Source organism: Phytomonospora sp. NPDC050363, from assembly GCF_040655735.1.
Lineage (GTDB): Bacteria > Actinomycetota > Actinomycetes > Mycobacteriales > Micromonosporaceae > Phytomonospora.
In genome coordinates this window covers 87,184-101,577 of the sequence record NZ_JBFAKK010000014.1, presented here as the reverse complement: position 1 = coordinate 101,577, position 14,394 = coordinate 87,184, and the positions used below count along the sequence as shown (strand labels likewise).

The window sequence follows — 14,394 nt, the reverse complement described above, 5'->3', positions numbered from 1 at the left end:
CGCCGTTCGGCCGCCGCGAAACCAGGAGACACCATGAAGCACACCAAGGCCGACATCGTCCTCAAGGTCGTCCTGGCCATCGGCGGCCTGCAATTCCTCGTCTGCGGGTTCTGGTCGTACTTCTGGCCTTCGAGCTTCTACTCGACGATCGCGACCTTCCCGCCCTTCAACCTCCACCTCTTCCACGACCTCGGCGCGTTCCAGCTGGCGGTGGGGGCGGGGTCGCTGGCGTGTCTGGTGTGGACGGACGTCCTCCTGGTCGGGCTGTTCGCGGGGGCCGTGGGGACTGTCACGCACGCGATCTCGCATCTCGTCGACCGCGATCTCGGTGGCGGTCCCTCCGACCCCTACACGACCGGCGCCCTGGCACTTCTCCTGCTCTGCGCCTTCATCGCGCGGGCGATCTCCTACCGTTCAGCACGGCGAGGATCAGCGTGACACCGAGGAAGGCCGAGGGCCCCAGCAACAGCAGGTCGGCGACGTGGGCGACGGCTTCGATCCTGGGAATCCGGCTGATCGGGAACACCGCACCGGCGACGGCCAGCAGGACGGCCGTCCACAGTGGTGCCTTGCGGGTCATCGCCAGCGCCAGGCCGAGGGCGATCATCGACAGCGGGAATGCCGGGCCGGGCAGCCAGAGCACGAGGGCGGCGGCGGTGGGGTGCTCGGCCAGCGCGGCGAGGGACTGCGGGGAATCCCCCGCTCAGACCCCTAGGGGCGCGCCCGTGACCAGCCGGTCGGCCAACTGCCGTGCCTGCAAACGGATCTCGGGCACGGCCGTGGTCTCCCACAGGTGGCCGTACCGGGGCGGCCCGACCGTCCACAGTGCGGAGTTCGGCCGGCCGGCGGCGTCGAGGACGGCACCGTCGGGCGCCACGTCCAGGCCCTGCCCGGCGGGACCTGGGGCGGCGAGGCCGTCGGCGAGCAGCCGGGTGATGAGCGGATCGCCGGAGGCGGTGAGGCGGTCGCGGCCGGTGCAGTTGACGACGGCGCCGAAGCGGCGGGTTCCGTTGAGCCGCACCGACAGCGCGTCAGGGGCGACCTCGGCGGACTCGACGGCACCCGACTCGATCCGCAGCGACCCGGCGGCGCGCATGCGCTCGACGCGGTCGGCGACGGCCGGAGCCATGCGGTGCCGGTGGATCTCCCAGTATCGGGCGAGGTGTCGGACGAAACGCTCACGGCCGTCGGGGCTGAGCCCGCGCCAGTAGCGGTCGACGGAGGGGCGCATCAGGTCGACGACGGCACGCCAGTCGGGCACCGAGTCGGCCAGCGCCCGCACCCGGCGGGTCAGTTCGGCCAGCGACGGCGTCGGCTCCGGGGCGACCAGTCCGCCGACGGCCTCGGCCGCGCCCCGCGTGTGCTCGCGAGGAAGGAGACCGTGCCGGGAGACGGCGACGATCGGCCCGGCGACGCCCCGCTCGGCGAGACCGAAGGCGACGTCGATGGCGGTCAGGCCGGTGCCGATCAGCAGCACGGGCTCGCCGGCGCCGATCCCGTCGAGCGCTCCGGGCGCCCACGGGTCCTCGACGTAGCGGGGGTCGTGCCGCACCGGCTCCATGACGGCCAGACGCCGCGCACGCCCCTGCCCGACGGCCAGGACGACGTGCGAGGCGATCACCCGCTCGCCGGCGGCGGTCGTCACGACCATGCCGGCCTCGGCGTGCGGAACCGCCGACACCGCGCGGTCGCGCAGCAGCGTCAGGCGCCCCAGCGAGGCGGCCTCCTCGACGCCGAGGGTCTCCGAGAGGTAGTCGCCGTAGCGGGCGCGGGACATGAAGTCGCCGGGCCCCGCCGAGGCCTCGATGCCCCGGCACCACTCAAGGAAGTGGGTCGGCTCGCCCTCGTAGGCGCTCATCGAGCGGGCCGGGGAGTTGAGCAGGTGATAGGGCTCGGCCGGCCCGTATGCCAGGCCGCGCCCGGGTTCGGGGTCGATCAGCACGACCTCGTGCACCGGGGTGCCGAGCAGCGCCGCCACCGTGAGCACGCCGCCGGCGCCTCCGCCGATCACGGCCACCTGGACTGTACGCATGACCACCGCCCCTCAAGTCCTACTAATCCTATTGGCAAGATAGGAGATCACGCATCCGCCGCACCGCATATGGCACGAGGGGAGCGTGGAGATCACCGTCGGAGCGTACGCCGCCCACTACCCGAGGCCGGCCAGGGTCCATACGACCCCGGTGACGGCCGCGCCGACGATGAGGATGGCCAGGACGGCGATGATCAGCGGCCACAGGGAACGGGCGCTCGGCGAACCGGACGGGAGGGACATCGGCGGACCTTTCGTGGGATCGAGGACTGCTCGTCCCACGTTAAGATCGTCGCGGCCTTTCGACGCTGGGTACAGCACCCGTCACGACGTGGGCTTAGGCCCCTGTCCGGTGCCCTTGCGCTCCTTGCGGCGGATGTCGACGCCGCCCATGAGCGCGAAGCCGGTGATGTTGATGCGCGGTCCGCGACCGGGCCTGCCCTCGGTGTTGTGCCCGAAGCCGCCCATCACCGCCATGCCGTTGACGTGCACGTCAGCATCCGGGGGCACGATCACCTTCACGCCGCCCATGCAGGCGTACACGCGGATGGTCACCTCGCCCTCGATCAGGCGCGCGTCGCGCAGGTCGAGCTCACCGCCGCCCATGAACGTGATCGCCGTGAACGACGAGCCCACCGACCACGACCCGCGCTTCTGGAAGCCGCTCATGAAGGCGACGGCCATCTTCGGCGTACCGCCGACGGCGATCTCGTCGAAGGCGCGCTGCCGGGCACGCGTCGACAGCTCCTCGTAGGGCAGGTCGGCGATCAGGGGCTGGAGTTCGGCGTAGGTGCGGGCCTCGTAGAGCCTCGCGAGCCGCTCGTCGAGCTCGGGAAGGCTCAGCCGCCCCTCCCCCGCCGCCTCGCGCAGCAGGAGGGCGATCCGCTCGCGGTCGCTGTCCGACGCGCGCAGGTCGCGCCGGTCGATGGGGTCGGGCAGGTTCGACATGCCGCACAGCCTATTGCCAAGGGCGGTGCGCCCGCGAGTGCGGACGCACCGAATCGTCGATCACGCCGCCGGGCGGGCCGGGGCCGTCCACCTCTGGTCGGCGCCGCCGTGGCATCCGTCACGAGAAAGGCGGCGAGCCGAAGCCCGCCGCCTTCCCATCGCCTCCGTCCGGGCCGCTAACGGCCCGTCGCCGCGGCCGCGACCGCCGCGTCGTACTCCTTGATCGCCGCGTCCAGCGCCGCCAGGGCCGCGCCGTAGGCCTCGAAGTCGCCGGCCGTCTGGGCCGCCTTCAAGTCCGTGATGGCCTGGTTCATCTTGACCACCGCGGCCGTCACGGCCGGATCGGTCGTACCCGGATCGGACGGCGGCGGCTCCGTGCCCGGATCGGACGGATCCGGCGGCGGGGCCTGCCCGGTGTACTGCTCGACGATCGACTTCAACGCCTCCGGCAGTGTGTCGGCGTAGGCGTTGAACGGGCCGTAGGAGACCAGCACCTTCCGCATCTGCGGCAGCGTCGTCCCCGCGCCCGTCCCCTGCCTTCGCAGGTACAGCGGCTCGACGTAGAGCACGCCGTTGCCCACCGGCAGCGCGAGCATGTTGCCGTACTCGACGTTGGTCTTCTCCGTCTCGAACAGCCGCAGGTCCTGCACCACCGTGTCCAGTGACGTCAGGTTCTGATGTGTCTGAAGCGCCGAGGAAAGGCTGTCACCGCTCACCTGGTACACGCTGAGCTTCGGTTGCCCGGACTCGTCGTAGTACGCCGACAGCAGCGCCGAGGTCACGTTCGCCCGCGACACCGGCGTCATCGTCGACGTCAGCTGGAACTGCGGCCCGGTCTGGCCCGGGTAGTTCGCCACCACGTAGTACGGCGGCTGCTTGCCCTCGGTGGGCTTGGCCGGGTCGACCGGGGTCTCCCACGCGTCGCTGCCCTGGATGAAGACCTGGGCGTCGGTGACGTGGAAGCGCTGGAGCAGGTCCCGCTGGATCTTGAACAGGTCCTCGGGGTAGCGGAAGTGCGCCGCCAGGCTCGCCGGGATCTCCGCCTTCGGCTTGACGATCCCGCCGTAGGCCGCGTTCCAGGCCTTCAGCACCGGGTCCGACTCGTCGAAGGTGTAGAGGTTGACGCTGCCGTCGTAGGCGTCCACGGTGGCCTTCACCGAGTTGCGCACGTAGTTGACGTCGCGCCCCTCCTGCTGGGTCGTGCCCGAGCCGGTGAGGGTGTCGGTGCTGGCGTCGGACAGGTTGACCTTCTCCGAGTACGGATAGGTCGACGAGGTCGTGTAACCGTCGAGGATCCACACGATCTTGCCGTCCACGACCGCCGGGTAGGGGTCGCCGTCGACGGTCAGGAACGGCGCGACGTTCTCGACGCGATCGCGCGGGTTGCGGTTGTAGAGAAGCTTCGAGTTCTCGTTGAACGCGTCCGACAGCAGGAACTTCGTCTCCCGGAACTCCCACGCGTAGAGCATCCGGTTCCACATCGACGACATCTCGACGCCGCCGGAGCCCTCGTAGGTCGTCAGCACGTCGGCGTCGCCGGTCGGGTGGTCGTACTCCTTCGGCGCGGCGCCGTCGGGCACCCCGACGACCGCGTAGTCGGTCATCAGCTCGCCGTAGTAGATCTGCGGCCGGTCGGTGGGGATCAGGTCGGTCGCCGAACGGCAGCTCGTGGCGTCCTGGCCCTCCGCGGGGACGTTGAGGAAGCCCGACACGAAGTAGGGCTCGCCGTCGCCGCAGATCTGGTTGGCCGGGGCCGCGACGAAGCCGTACCCGTGCGTGTACTGCGTGTGCCGCACGGTCCAGTCGCTCTGCGTCTCGGAGTACTTCTCCGGGTTGAGCTCGCGGACGCCGACCACGAAGTCCTGGAGCTTGCCGTCGACCATGTAGCGGTCGACGTCGAGCTTGTCGGAGAAGCCGTGGAAACCGCGGGCCTGCTGCTTCTGACTGAAGGTGTCCGACACGATGCTCGGGTCGAGCAGCCGGATGTTGGGCACCGAGAACTCGTCGCTGTTGATGGCCTTGGCGTCGCCGTTGGCGCTGAGCTGCGCGTCGATCGGGGTCACGTCGGTCATGCCGTAGGCCGCGCGCGTGGCGTCGATGGACCACTGCGTGTACGGGCCCTCCTTGCCGGGCACGTTCGGCTGGACGGTGATCGACTTGACCGCGGCGGGGTAGATCCCGCCGATCGCGATGGCCGAGACGACCACGAGACCGATCGCGCAGGCCGGCCACAGCATCGTCTTGCCGAAGCCGTTGGAGAAGATCACCACCGCGATGGCGCCGATGATCGCCACGAAGATGAGGATCTCCTTGGCGAACAGCAGGGCGTTCATCTCGGCGTAGCCGCCACCGGTCAGCTTTGTGACGCTGTTCTCGGCGATGACCAGGCCGTAGCGGTCGAACCAGTACGCGACCGCCTTGAGCAGCACGAACAGCGCGATCAGCGAGGAGATGTGCACCCGCGCGGCGGTCGAGATCCGCTCACCGCGGCCCGACAGCCGGATCGCGCCGTACAGGTAGTGGGCGCCCAGCGCGCCGATGAGCGCGATGATCGTCGCGGTGAACCCGACGCTGAGCATGTAGGTCCAGAACGGGTACTCGAAGAGGTAGAAGCCGATGTCGATCTGGAACTGCGGATCGACCTCCCCCACCGTCTGCGAGTTGGTGAACAGCAGCCACTGCTGCCACTGGTCCTGCGCGGCCAGGCCGGTGAACAGGCCGACGACACCGGAGACCAGCGCCGCCCACAGCTTCAGGCGCGGGCTGATCGCCCGGCGGTACCGGTCGAGGACCTGCTGGTCGGGTGAGGTCAGCATCGCCGCCGACGGCCGGAAGCGGTAGGCGAGGAACAGGTTGAGCGCGACCCACAGCGCCATCAACCCGCCGAACATCACGAACAGCAGCGCGCGGGTGCGCAGCGTCGTGCTGAAGACCTCGGTGAAATTGACTTCGTCGTACCACAGATAGTCCGTCCAGATGCCCACCATCCAGCCGGTGGCCGTCAGCAGCGCGATGAGACCGACGAGCAGGATGAGGACATAGCGGCCTCGTCGGTTCATGCGCGGCAGCGGGTTGCGCATCGCCACGGGTGACTCCTCACTAGCGGGTTGACCGATCAGTCGTCAGCACAGCGGGGGCTGCTTACCGTCCCGCAACGCCGCCAGAGCGTTGAGGGCTTCGTCAAGAGTGCCCACCTTCACCAGGGTCAGGCCATCGGGCACGTTGCCCTTGGCCGCCGGGCAGTTCGCCTCGGGGGTGAGGAAGACGGTGGCGCCGTTGTCCTTGGCGGCGATGACCTTCTCGGCGACGCCGCCGATCGGCCCGACCACGCCGTCGTCGTCGATCTCGCCGGTACCGGCGATGTTGATCCCGCCGGTCAGGTCCACGGCGTCGACGCGGTCGATGATCCCCAGCGCGAACATCAGCCCGGCCGACGGCCCGCCGATGTCGAGGCTCTCGGTGTTGATCTTCACGTCGAAGGGGTTGTCCTGCTGCTGTTCGAGCGAGACGCCGAGGAAGGCGCTGCCCTGGCCGCCGTCGCCGGGGGTGACCTTCGCCTTCTCGGTCTTGCCGCCGCGGGTGAAGGTGAGCTCGCGCTCGGTCCCGGGCGGCTCGGCGGAGATCTGGCCGGCCAGGTCGCCGGCCGAGATGACCGGCGTGCCGTCGACGGCGGTGATCACGTCACCGGCCGCGAGCACGCCCTCGGCGGCCGAGCCGGGTGTGATCTGCGTGACCACGACCCGCACCGGCTGACCCAGCACTCGCAGGGCGGCCGTCTCGGCGCTCGACTGCGACTGGGTCCACTGTTCGGTCTGCTGCTGCGCGATCTGCTCGTCGGTCTGGTCCTCGGGGTAGATCAGGTCCCGGGGCACGACGGCGTACTCGTCGGACAGCCAGTAGAAGATGGCCCGCGCGAGTTCGACCTCGTCGTAGACACGGACCGTGACCAGCTGCAACTCACCGGTCGACTCGGTGGAGTACTCCGGCGCGGCGGTGATGATCCGCTGCTCGCCGGTCTTGGTGTCGACGCTGCCGAGGGTGTCCACCGTCGGGCCGGGGCCGAGTGCGACATAGGCGACCTTCACTGACAGCGACTGCCAGGTCAACAGAGCCACCAACACAGCGCCCAGCAGCACCGTCCAGCCACGACGTTTCATTGGGGAAGCGTAGCCAGCGCTGTCGCGGGGCGTGACTTGAGCCCGCTCGGGTCAACTTCTCAGCTTCCTTGACGTACCGTTGTTCCGGTGAGCAGCGATATCCCGTTCGGCTTCAACATGCCCGGTGGCATGCCTGACCCCAATGACCCCAAGGTCAAGCAGATGCTCGCCCAGTTGCAGCAGATGATGGCCGCGTCGACCTCGCAGTCCGGCCCCGTCAACTGGGACATGGCGCGCCAGCTGGCCGACAACGCCACCCGCGCCGAGGACCCCGGGGTCGACGGCGTCGCGCGCACCAAGACGACCGAGGCCCTCCGCCTGGCCGACCTGTGGCTCGAACCGGTCACGACGCTGCCCTCGGGCATCTCGTCGACGGCCGCGTGGAGCCGCATGGACTGGATCGCCAACACCGTCGACACGTGGAAGCGGTTGTGCGACCCGGTGGCCTCGAAGATGGTCGCGTCGATGGGCGACCTGGTCCCCGACGACATGCGCGCCATGCTCGGGCCGATGGCCGACCTGATGAAGGGGCTGGGCAGCGTCATGTTCGGCACCCAGCTCGGGCAGGCTCTCGCCGGGCTGGCCACCGAGGTGCAGACCTCGACCGAGATCGGGCTGCCGCTCGGGCCCGCGGGCACCGCCGCGATCATCCCCGCCAACCTCGCCGCCTACGGCGAGGGGCACGAACTTCCCGATGACGAGCTGCGCCTCTACATGGCCATGCGCGAGGCGGCGCACCACCGCCTGTACGAGCATGTGCCGTGGCTGCGCGCCTATGTCTTCGGAACCGTCGAGGCCTACGCCTCCGGTATTCACATCGACCCGGCGGCGGTCGAGGAGGCCGTCGGCGAGATCGATCCGTCGCGGCCCGAGACCATGCAGGGGCTCGACCTGTCGGAGGTGCTCAAGCCAACCGACACGCCGGCGCAGAAGGCCGCGCTGACCAGGCTGGAGACCGTGCTGGCGCTCATCGCCGGGTGGGTCACCCACGTGGTGGAGTCGGCCGCCGGCGACCGTCTGCCGTCGCTGCCGCAGCTCGGTGAGCTGTTCCAGCGCCGCCGCGCGGCCGGTGGGCCGGCCGAGCAGACCTTCGCCACGCTCGTGGGGCTGGAGCTGCGGCCGAAGCGGCTGCGCGAGGCGACGCTGCTGTGGAGGCGGCTGACCGAGGAGCGCGGCGTGGAAGGTCGCGACGCGATCTGGGAGCACCCGGACCTGCTGCCCGACGCCGAGGCGCTGGCGGACCCGGAGGGGTACGTGAGCGGGCAGTTCGACCTCGGGGACATCGACATGTCCTTCTTCGAGGGGACTGGGGGCGACGCGCCGCGCGAGGGTGGCGGTGGGGCCGATGGTGACGGCGACGGTGACGCCGACGGCGGAGCTGAAGGCGACGCGGGCGAGGGGCCGGGGAAGAAGGACGGTTAGAGCGGGGGCGCTTCGGACCTGCGGTATCGATCCGAGGTGAGGATCGTTGCGAAAGCACCGCCGATTTGTCGGCGGTGCTTTCTGCGTGTTCGCAAGTGTCGCGGTGGCCGAAAGTTCCTGGAACACGCCACTGAAGCCGTTGCGTTTGCTTCACTTGTTGCGGATACTTCGAATATGAGGGAGGAGATCACTCATGGCCACAGGTATCCGAAAGGGCTCGGTGAAACCCGGGTCGGTGGATCAGGACAAGGCCGAGCGCGCATCGCGGCGCGTGAACGACTATCTGGCACGACACACGCATGAAGATGAACTCGCGATCCACATCGAAGGCGGTGCCGACGAAGCACTGGTACTGCCTCGGCAGGCGGTCGAGATGTTCGCCTTCGTCCTCGACTCCATGGCGCGGGGTTTCGGGGTTCAGATCATGCCCGTCCATGCCGAACTCACCACCCAGCAGGCAGCGGACATGCTGAACGTTTCACGCCCGTATCTCATCGGGCTGCTCGACGAGGGCAAAATCCCGTGCCGGCGCGTGGGACGGCATCGCCGCGTCTTGTTCAACGACCTCGTCGAGTACCAGAAGAAGGACGACGTCAGCCGGCGAGCGGCGGTCGACGAACTCGCGCGCCTGAGCCAGGAGCTCGGAGAGGACTGACCGGTGCCCCGTGTGGTGATCTACGACGCTTGCGCCTTGTACGGCAACAGCGTCCGCGATCTGCTGTTGCGCATTGGCCTCGCACGCCTGGTGCAACCGAAGTGGACCGACACGATCCTGGACGAACTCGACCGGGCGCTGGAAAGGCGCCCGGTCGCACAGGAGAAGCGGCAGCGGCTTCGCGAGCGCATCAACGAAGCCGTCCCGGACTGCCTCGTCACGGGATACGAGTCGCTGATCGAAGGGCTGAAGCTGCCCGACGTCGACGACCGTCACGTCCTCGCTGCGGCCATCAAGGCCGGCGCCGACACCATCGTGACCTCGAACCTGGCGGACTTTCCTGCCAGCGCGCTGGAGCCGTGGAACATCGTCGCCGAGTCTCCCGACGAGTTCGTCCTGAACCTCATCGACCTGGACGAACGCGTGATCTACAGCTCTATCCAGCAGATCGCGGACTCTCGGTCCAGACCACCGGAGGCGTTCGAGGACGTCTTGACCCAGCTGGAACGAAGCGGGCTCGTGCAGAGTTGCGCGGAACTTCGCCTCGGACCGGTTTCCATCTCACCGCTCTTCTAGCGAGCCCACCACCGTTTCGGGCTTCGACGCTCTCGGCCTGCGGGGACTGCTGGCGGGCACATGCCCTGACCAGCGCCTCCACCCCTACGCGGCCGAAGCGTCCGCGATCCCTTCGAGGTACCCCCGGGCGCGTTCGGTGCGCGGGTAGGCGTCGAGCAGCGCCCAGAACTCCGTGCCGTGCCGCGGGACGACCAGGTGGGCCAGTTCGTGGAGCAGCACGTAGTCGATGACCCATCCGGGGGCCGAGCGCAGCCGCTCCGACAGGCGGATGGTGCGGTCCTCGGGGGTGCACGAGCCCCAGCGGCCCTGCTGGTTCTTCACCCACCGCACGCTGGCGGGACGGGCGGCGCGGGGGTGGTCGGGCAGGTACTTGGTGGCGAGGTTCTTCGCGCGCTCCATGAGCGCGTCGTCGCCGTCGCGGCCTGCTCGCTTGTCACGGGCGTCGAGCCGGCCGAGCATGTGGTCGACCCACTCGCGCTCTTCGCGGCGGGTGAACTTGTCGGGGATGAGCACCACTACCCGGCCGCCGTCGCGGTAGGCGGACACGGTGCGGCGACGGCGAGCGCTGCGCCGTACTTCGACGGCGGGCGCGGCCTTCAGTGGGACTGCCTTCCGGGCCATGACGTACGCTAATCAACCGGTGCCACCACAGCGCAAGGGTTGACTTTTCAACTTGCGCTGGATTGTGGCGGTCTGGGCGAAGAATCCCTGACAGGTCTCCCTGGCGATCCCAGTATGTGGGAAGTTCGGCGATGAAGTCCGCGGGGACATGAGAACACCTCACTTGCTCTGTCGAGGGAGCTCACACTGCCCGTGGTGGGACGGGAGTGGCCGATGAGCCCCGAGTGACCGTCACGGCCTATGGGAGTGATGGCGTCCGGCTTCGAACGGCCCCGTGTGGGGACGGCAACGTTGCCGTCCCCACACGGGGCCGTCGGCCACCCCTGGCCTGACTCTCTTAAGCCTCAGGATGCCTTGCCGAGGATGCGGTTCATGGTCGTCCCGCAGACCGGGCACTTGCCCTTGGCCATGCGACGACCCGAGTCGGTCACGTTGACCGTGCCCTCGAAGTCGCGCTTCTCACGGCACTTCACGCAGTAGCCGTTGTAGGTCTGAGTATCCGTAGCCACCCTTGCCTCCTGTTGCGACCTCCACCCGCCGTCTTTCGACGAGCACAACCATTGTCGCGCGTACGCGTACAACTGCCACAGAATGCCATGTGTAGGCGTAATTCGTGCGTACGGGGCGTAATTCGCGTGTCGCCCTCTCCGGCGTCGCCGTCCGCGTGCCTCACCCACGGCCGCGTGGCAGCATTGTGGGCGCGTCCCTTTCGGGGCGCGGAACGCATGAGCAGGAGGGCGGGACACGTTGACCGACATCCCACGCCGCGCCATCAGCCGAACGGCGCGGCTGGCATCCCTGCCTCTCGGCTTCGCCGGGCGCACAGCCCTGGGCTTCGGCAAGCGCATCACGGGCATGGCCGGCGACGTCATCAGCGCGCAGGTCCAGGAGCGCACCGCCGAGCAGCTGTTCAGCGTGCTCGGGCAGCTCAAGGGCGGTGCGATGAAGCTCGGCCAGGCCCTCTCGGTCTTCGAGGCGGCCCTGCCGGAGAACCTCGCCGGTCCCTACCGGGCGGCGCTGGTCAAGCTCCAGGAGGCCGCTCCCCCGCTTCCGGCGGCAAGCGTGCACAAGGTCCTGGCCAGCGAGCTGGGGCCGCGCTGGCGGCAGCGCTTCAAGGAGTTCGACGACAAGCCGACGGCCGCGGCCAGCATCGGCCAGGTGCACCGGGCGGTGTGGAAGGACGGCCGCGACGTCGCGGTGAAGGTCCAGTACCCCGGTGCCGGCGACGCACTGGTCAGCGACCTCAAGCAGCTCGGCCGCTTCGCCGCGCTGTTCGGCGCGCTCCAGCCGGGCCTGGACGTGAAGCCGCTGGTCACCGAGCTGCGCGAGCGCGTCGTCGAGGAACTCGACTACACGCTTGAGGCCAAGGCGCAGCGCGCGTTCGCCAAGGCCTACGCCGAGGACGATGAGATCTACGTCCCATCCGTGGTGGCCGGGTCGATGCGCGTCCTGGTGACCGAGTGGACCGACGGCACGCCTATGGCGAAGGTCATCGCCGACGGTGCCGAGGATGAGCGCGACCACGCCGGGCGGCTCATGGCGACCCTGCACTTCTCGGCGCCGAAGCGCTGCAAGCTCCTGCACGCCGACCCGCACCCGGGCAACTTCCGGATGCTCGACGACGGCCGCCTCGGCGTCCTCGACTTCGGCGCGGTCGCGCGGCTGCCGTACGGGCTGCCCAAGCCGATCGGCCGCCTGACCCGACTGTCCCTCGACGGCGAGGCCGATCTGGTCCTCCAGGGCCTGCGCGACGAGGGCTTCGTCCCGGCCGACCTGGAGATCGACGCCCAGGCGGTGCTGGACTTCCTGCTGCCGATGCTGGAGCCGATCGCCAAGCCGGAGTTCCGCTTCAGCCGCGCGTGGCTGCGGGGCGAGGCGACCCGGATCGCCAACCCGCGCAGCGAGGCCTACCAGCTCGGCAAGAAGCTCAACCTGCCCCCGTCGTACCTGATGATCCACCGGGTGACGCTCGGCTCGATCGGCGTGCTGTGCCAACTGGAGGCCAAGGCCGCCTACCGCGAGGTGCTGGAGAAGTGGCTGCCGGGCTTCGGCGACTGATCCGTCACCCGAAGGCGGCGTGGCCCAGCCAGAGGTCGAGCAGGGCGGCGTCGCCGGTGACCGCGAGGCCCTGCACCGGGCGCCGCCGGTAGATCAGCAGCAGCAACTCGGTCAGCGGCGCGCGGACGGTCACCGCGGCCTCGCCCTCGCCCTTGCGCCAGGCGATGAGCTCACCGGTGAGGTCGGCGAGCCGGCGCTCACCGGTGTCGGCGGCCTCGAAGGCCAGGGTGCGGCCGGGGCCGAGCAGTTCGCGCTTGGCCGGGTCGTACTCGAAGTGCTGCGGGAAGGCGTCGAGCTCGAACCACTCGTCGAGCGCGGCGGCGGCGACCTCCGGGCGGCGGTGAAGTGCTCGCCGACGGCCAGGAAGGCGTCGGCCCGGTGGACCAGCGTCTCGTTGGCGAAGCGGCGGGCCCAGAACACCGGCGAGCGGTAGTCGAAGTAGGCCCACATCTCCTGGTCGGGGCCGGCCTCCGTGAGCGTCGACGACAGCTCGGCCGCGCCTTCGCGGAGCCAGGTGACCGGCGCGGCGCCGGTGTCGTCGCCGGTCAGGTGACGCAGGCGGTCGTCGGGGAGGGGGCCCTTGGCGCGGGTGCGGACCATCTCGGCGGCCCAGCGGTGCCCCTCACCGATGTGCCGCAGCAGCTCGCCGAGGGTCCAGCCGGGGCAGGACGGGACGGGCGAGCGCAGGTCGGCGCCCTCGACCGCCGCGGCCAGCAGCTCGGTCTGGGCGAGGATCTCGGCGCTGTCGCGGTCGAAGTCCATGGGTCTCTCCTCGTGATCGCGGCGCGCGGTGGCGTGCCTCTCACGAGTGGGTCGGAGCCGCGCCCGGCTCCTCGACATCCCGGCTGCGCCGGGCGGGTCCTACACCCAGTAGGCGTCGTCGAGACCGCCTTCGATGGCGTCGAGGTTTCTGCGCGTGCACTCGGTGCAGATCCACACGGTTCCCTGCGCGCTCGCCTCGCGGGTCCAGGTGAGCGTCTCCCCCAAGCCGTCCGCCGTGGCGGTGCGCCCGCAGCGTCCGCAGTCGCGCCGTAGCTCGCCGTCGGGGTCTTTCGTGGCGATGTCCTCTGATGCCGTCGACACCTGAAACAACCTCCCTGCTGCCTCGACACCGACGCTACGCCGATCACCGGGGGCGACCCTGGACAAAGCGCACGGTGCCGAGTGTCAACTCGCGGACACCTTGATGTTGATCTATGGATGCCCACCTTTTGCACGAACGCCGGGGCCCTGCGGTTGCAGGACCCCGGCGAAATGATCTGTTCGGTGGTACTTCGAACTCGAAGGCTTAGAGGCTCTCGCGCTTGCGGACCTTCGCGGCGATGTCGCGGGCACTGCGGTGCCGGCCGACGTAGCCGCGGGTCTCGTAGCGCCAGAGCTCGCGCATTCGCGCTCGAGCCAAGGCTTCATTGAGAAGATTCATGGTGCTGTCCTTCTTGGTGCGCAGGTTCGTGAAGATCGGTTGCTTCGTCGGCTCGATGCTCGGCTTTCGCTCCGGAGTCATCGTGTTTCCCTCTGCGGGTTTGACACCCAGTTCGGCATACATGTCAGGCGGCCGCCTTCTCGACGAGGAGCTCGGCGGTACGGCTGACCAGGGCGGCCTGCGCCTTCGCGGCGGTCACGGCGTCGTCCTTGCGGGGACGGCCACGGGGCCGCTTGCGGGCGACGATCACGCCGCGCTCGAAGATCTCGCCGCCCCAGACGCCCCAGGGCTCCTGGCGCTCAAGGGCGCCGGCCAGGCACTCGACGCGCACGGGGCAGTCGCCGCACAGCGACTTGGCGTACTCGAGCTCGGTGGGGGTCTCGGCGAACCACAGGTCGGCGTCGTTCTGCCGGCAGGGCAGCTGGCGACCGTCGGCCACGGCGGTGTCGGCGGTCAGGTCCAGACCAAGGGTGAACACCCCGGTCACCTCACTTTCGGTTTC

At 69.5% G+C, this 14,394-nt stretch carries 17 protein-coding genes and 1 pseudogene; 5 read left to right on the top strand and 13 right to left on the bottom strand.

Going from position 1 to position 14,394, the window contains the following annotated elements; all coding sequences use genetic code 11:
* Nucleotides 1-33 precede the first annotated feature (33 nt).
* On the top strand, nucleotides 34-438 hold the full coding sequence (locus tag AB0I28_RS31355; RefSeq protein WP_357499303.1) for a hypothetical protein: 405 nt from the start codon (nucleotides 34-36) through the stop codon (nucleotides 436-438).
* Here AB0I28_RS31355 and AB0I28_RS31350 read toward each other — a convergent pair.
* The 6 genes from AB0I28_RS31350 to AB0I28_RS31325 all read right to left on the bottom strand — a co-directional run bounded on the left by AB0I28_RS31350 (nucleotide 389) and on the right by AB0I28_RS31325 (nucleotide 7,137).
* Complete coding sequence (locus AB0I28_RS31350; RefSeq protein WP_357499302.1) at nucleotides 389-643, bottom strand: hypothetical protein; 255 nt, start codon at nucleotides 641-643, stop codon at nucleotides 389-391. The two genes, AB0I28_RS31355 and AB0I28_RS31350, sit on opposite strands and share 50 nt — an antisense overlap.
* Before the next feature lie 60 nt (nucleotides 644-703).
* A complete protein-coding gene (locus tag AB0I28_RS31345; protein ID WP_357499301.1) occupies nucleotides 704-2,032 on the bottom strand; it encodes an FAD/NAD(P)-binding protein in 1,329 nt (442 codons plus the stop codon).
* Between the two features lie 117 nt (nucleotides 2,033-2,149).
* Nucleotides 2,150-2,275, bottom strand: coding sequence for a hypothetical protein (locus tag AB0I28_RS31340; RefSeq protein WP_357499300.1), 126 nt, complete (start codon nucleotides 2,273-2,275; stop codon nucleotides 2,150-2,152).
* Nucleotides 2,276-2,356: 81 nt separating this feature from the next.
* Nucleotides 2,357-2,980, bottom strand: coding sequence for a DUF1707 domain-containing protein (locus tag AB0I28_RS31335; protein WP_357499299.1), 624 nt, complete (start codon nucleotides 2,978-2,980; stop codon nucleotides 2,357-2,359).
* Nucleotides 2,981-3,156: 176 nt separating this feature from the next.
* Nucleotides 3,157-6,060, bottom strand: coding sequence for a UPF0182 family protein (locus AB0I28_RS31330; protein ID WP_357499418.1), 2,904 nt, complete (start codon nucleotides 6,058-6,060; stop codon nucleotides 3,157-3,159).
* A gap of 42 nt (nucleotides 6,061-6,102) precedes the next feature.
* A complete protein-coding gene (locus tag AB0I28_RS31325) occupies nucleotides 6,103-7,137 on the bottom strand; it encodes a PDZ domain-containing protein (protein ID WP_357499298.1) in 1,035 nt (344 codons plus the stop codon).
* A 117-nt stretch (nucleotides 7,138-7,254) separates the two neighbouring features.
* Here AB0I28_RS31325 and AB0I28_RS31320 point away from each other — a divergent pair, with 117 nt between their 5' ends.
* The 3 genes from AB0I28_RS31320 to AB0I28_RS31310 all read left to right on the top strand — a co-directional run bounded on the left by AB0I28_RS31320 (nucleotide 7,255) and on the right by AB0I28_RS31310 (nucleotide 9,790).
* Nucleotides 7,255-8,559 carry a zinc-dependent metalloprotease gene (locus AB0I28_RS31320; RefSeq protein ID WP_357499417.1) on the top strand — a complete coding sequence of 435 codons (1,305 nt, stop codon included), beginning with the start codon at nucleotides 7,255-7,257 and terminating at the stop codon, nucleotides 8,557-8,559.
* Nucleotides 8,560-8,752: 193 nt separating this feature from the next.
* The gene (locus tag AB0I28_RS31315; RefSeq protein WP_357499297.1) at nucleotides 8,753-9,214 is read left to right on the top strand and encodes a helix-turn-helix domain-containing protein; all 462 of its coding nucleotides are present in this window, start codon (nucleotides 8,753-8,755) and stop codon (nucleotides 9,212-9,214) included.
* 12 nt (nucleotides 9,215-9,226) lie between these two features.
* The gene (locus AB0I28_RS31310) at nucleotides 9,227-9,790 is read left to right on the top strand and encodes a PIN domain-containing protein (protein ID WP_357499296.1); all 564 of its coding nucleotides are present in this window, start codon (nucleotides 9,227-9,229) and stop codon (nucleotides 9,788-9,790) included.
* An 84-nt stretch (nucleotides 9,791-9,874) separates the two neighbouring features.
* Here AB0I28_RS31310 and AB0I28_RS31305 read toward each other — a convergent pair whose 3' ends face one another.
* Together AB0I28_RS31305 and AB0I28_RS31300 are read right to left on the bottom strand one after the other, a co-directional pair.
* Nucleotides 9,875-10,411, bottom strand: coding sequence for a M48 family metallopeptidase (locus AB0I28_RS31305; RefSeq protein WP_357499295.1), 537 nt, complete (start codon nucleotides 10,409-10,411; stop codon nucleotides 9,875-9,877).
* A gap of 344 nt (nucleotides 10,412-10,755) precedes the next feature.
* On the bottom strand, nucleotides 10,756-10,920 hold the full coding sequence (locus AB0I28_RS31300) for a DUF5679 domain-containing protein (RefSeq protein WP_357499294.1): 165 nt from the start codon (nucleotides 10,918-10,920) through the stop codon (nucleotides 10,756-10,758).
* Between the two features lie 238 nt (nucleotides 10,921-11,158).
* Here AB0I28_RS31300 and AB0I28_RS31295 point away from each other — a divergent pair, with 238 nt between their 5' ends.
* Nucleotides 11,159-12,469, top strand: coding sequence for an AarF/ABC1/UbiB kinase family protein (locus AB0I28_RS31295; protein WP_357499293.1), 1,311 nt, complete (start codon nucleotides 11,159-11,161; stop codon nucleotides 12,467-12,469).
* Between the two features lie 4 nt (nucleotides 12,470-12,473).
* Here AB0I28_RS31295 and AB0I28_RS31290 read toward each other — a convergent pair whose 3' ends face one another.
* The 5 genes and pseudogenes from AB0I28_RS31290 to AB0I28_RS31270 form a co-directional block, all read right to left on the bottom strand.
* Nucleotides 12,474-12,917, bottom strand: coding sequence for a hypothetical protein (locus AB0I28_RS31290; protein WP_357499416.1), 444 nt, complete (start codon nucleotides 12,915-12,917; stop codon nucleotides 12,474-12,476).
* Nucleotides 12,812-13,231, bottom strand: a pseudogene (locus AB0I28_RS31285) (maleylpyruvate isomerase N-terminal domain-containing protein); the annotation flags it as partial. The pseudogene AB0I28_RS31285 and the gene AB0I28_RS31290, both read right to left, overlap by 106 nt.
* 99 nt (nucleotides 13,232-13,330) lie before the next feature.
* Entirely contained in the window at nucleotides 13,331-13,552 is a 222-nt protein-coding gene (locus tag AB0I28_RS31280; protein ID WP_357499292.1) for a hypothetical protein, read from the bottom strand.
* A 205-nt stretch (nucleotides 13,553-13,757) separates the two neighbouring features.
* A complete protein-coding gene (locus tag AB0I28_RS31275) occupies nucleotides 13,758-14,015 on the bottom strand; it encodes a hypothetical protein (RefSeq protein ID WP_357499291.1) in 258 nt (85 codons plus the stop codon).
* A gap of 1 nt (nucleotide 14,016) precedes the next feature.
* Nucleotides 14,017-14,355 (bottom strand): WhiB family transcriptional regulator, encoded by a 339-nt coding sequence (locus tag AB0I28_RS31270; RefSeq protein WP_357499415.1) that lies wholly within the window; start codon nucleotides 14,353-14,355, stop codon nucleotides 14,017-14,019.
* Nucleotides 14,356-14,394: the final 39 nt, after the last annotated feature.

What these genes read in the sequence shown, in the direction of transcription:
- AB0I28_RS31355 (WP_357499303.1), top strand. Translation starts at nt 34, where the DNA reads ATGAAGCACACCAAGGCCGACATCGTCCTCAAGGTCGTCCTGGCCATC.
- AB0I28_RS31345 (WP_357499301.1), bottom strand. Translation starts at nt 2,032, where the DNA reads ATGCGTACAGTCCAGGTGGCCGTGATCGGCGGAGGCGCCGGCGGCGTG.
- AB0I28_RS31340 (WP_357499300.1), bottom strand. Translation starts at nt 2,275, where the DNA reads ATGTCCCTCCCGTCCGGTTCGCCGAGCGCCCGTTCCCTGTGGCCGCTG.
- AB0I28_RS31335 (WP_357499299.1), bottom strand. Translation starts at nt 2,980, where the DNA reads ATGTCGAACCTGCCCGACCCCATCGACCGGCGCGACCTGCGCGCGTCG.
- AB0I28_RS31330 (WP_357499418.1), bottom strand. Translation starts at nt 6,060, where the DNA reads ATGCGCAACCCGCTGCCGCGCATGAACCGACGAGGCCGCTATGTCCTC.
- AB0I28_RS31325 (WP_357499298.1), bottom strand. Translation starts at nt 7,137, where the DNA reads ATGAAACGTCGTGGCTGGACGGTGCTGCTGGGCGCTGTGTTGGTGGCT.
- AB0I28_RS31320 (WP_357499417.1), top strand. Translation starts at nt 7,255, where the DNA reads ATGCCCGGTGGCATGCCTGACCCCAATGACCCCAAGGTCAAGCAGATG.
- AB0I28_RS31315 (WP_357499297.1), top strand. Translation starts at nt 8,753, where the DNA reads ATGGCCACAGGTATCCGAAAGGGCTCGGTGAAACCCGGGTCGGTGGAT.
- AB0I28_RS31305 (WP_357499295.1), bottom strand. Translation starts at nt 10,411, where the DNA reads ATGGCCCGGAAGGCAGTCCCACTGAAGGCCGCGCCCGCCGTCGAAGTA.
- AB0I28_RS31275 (WP_357499291.1), bottom strand. Translation starts at nt 14,015, where the DNA reads ATGTATGCCGAACTGGGTGTCAAACCCGCAGAGGGAAACACGATGACT.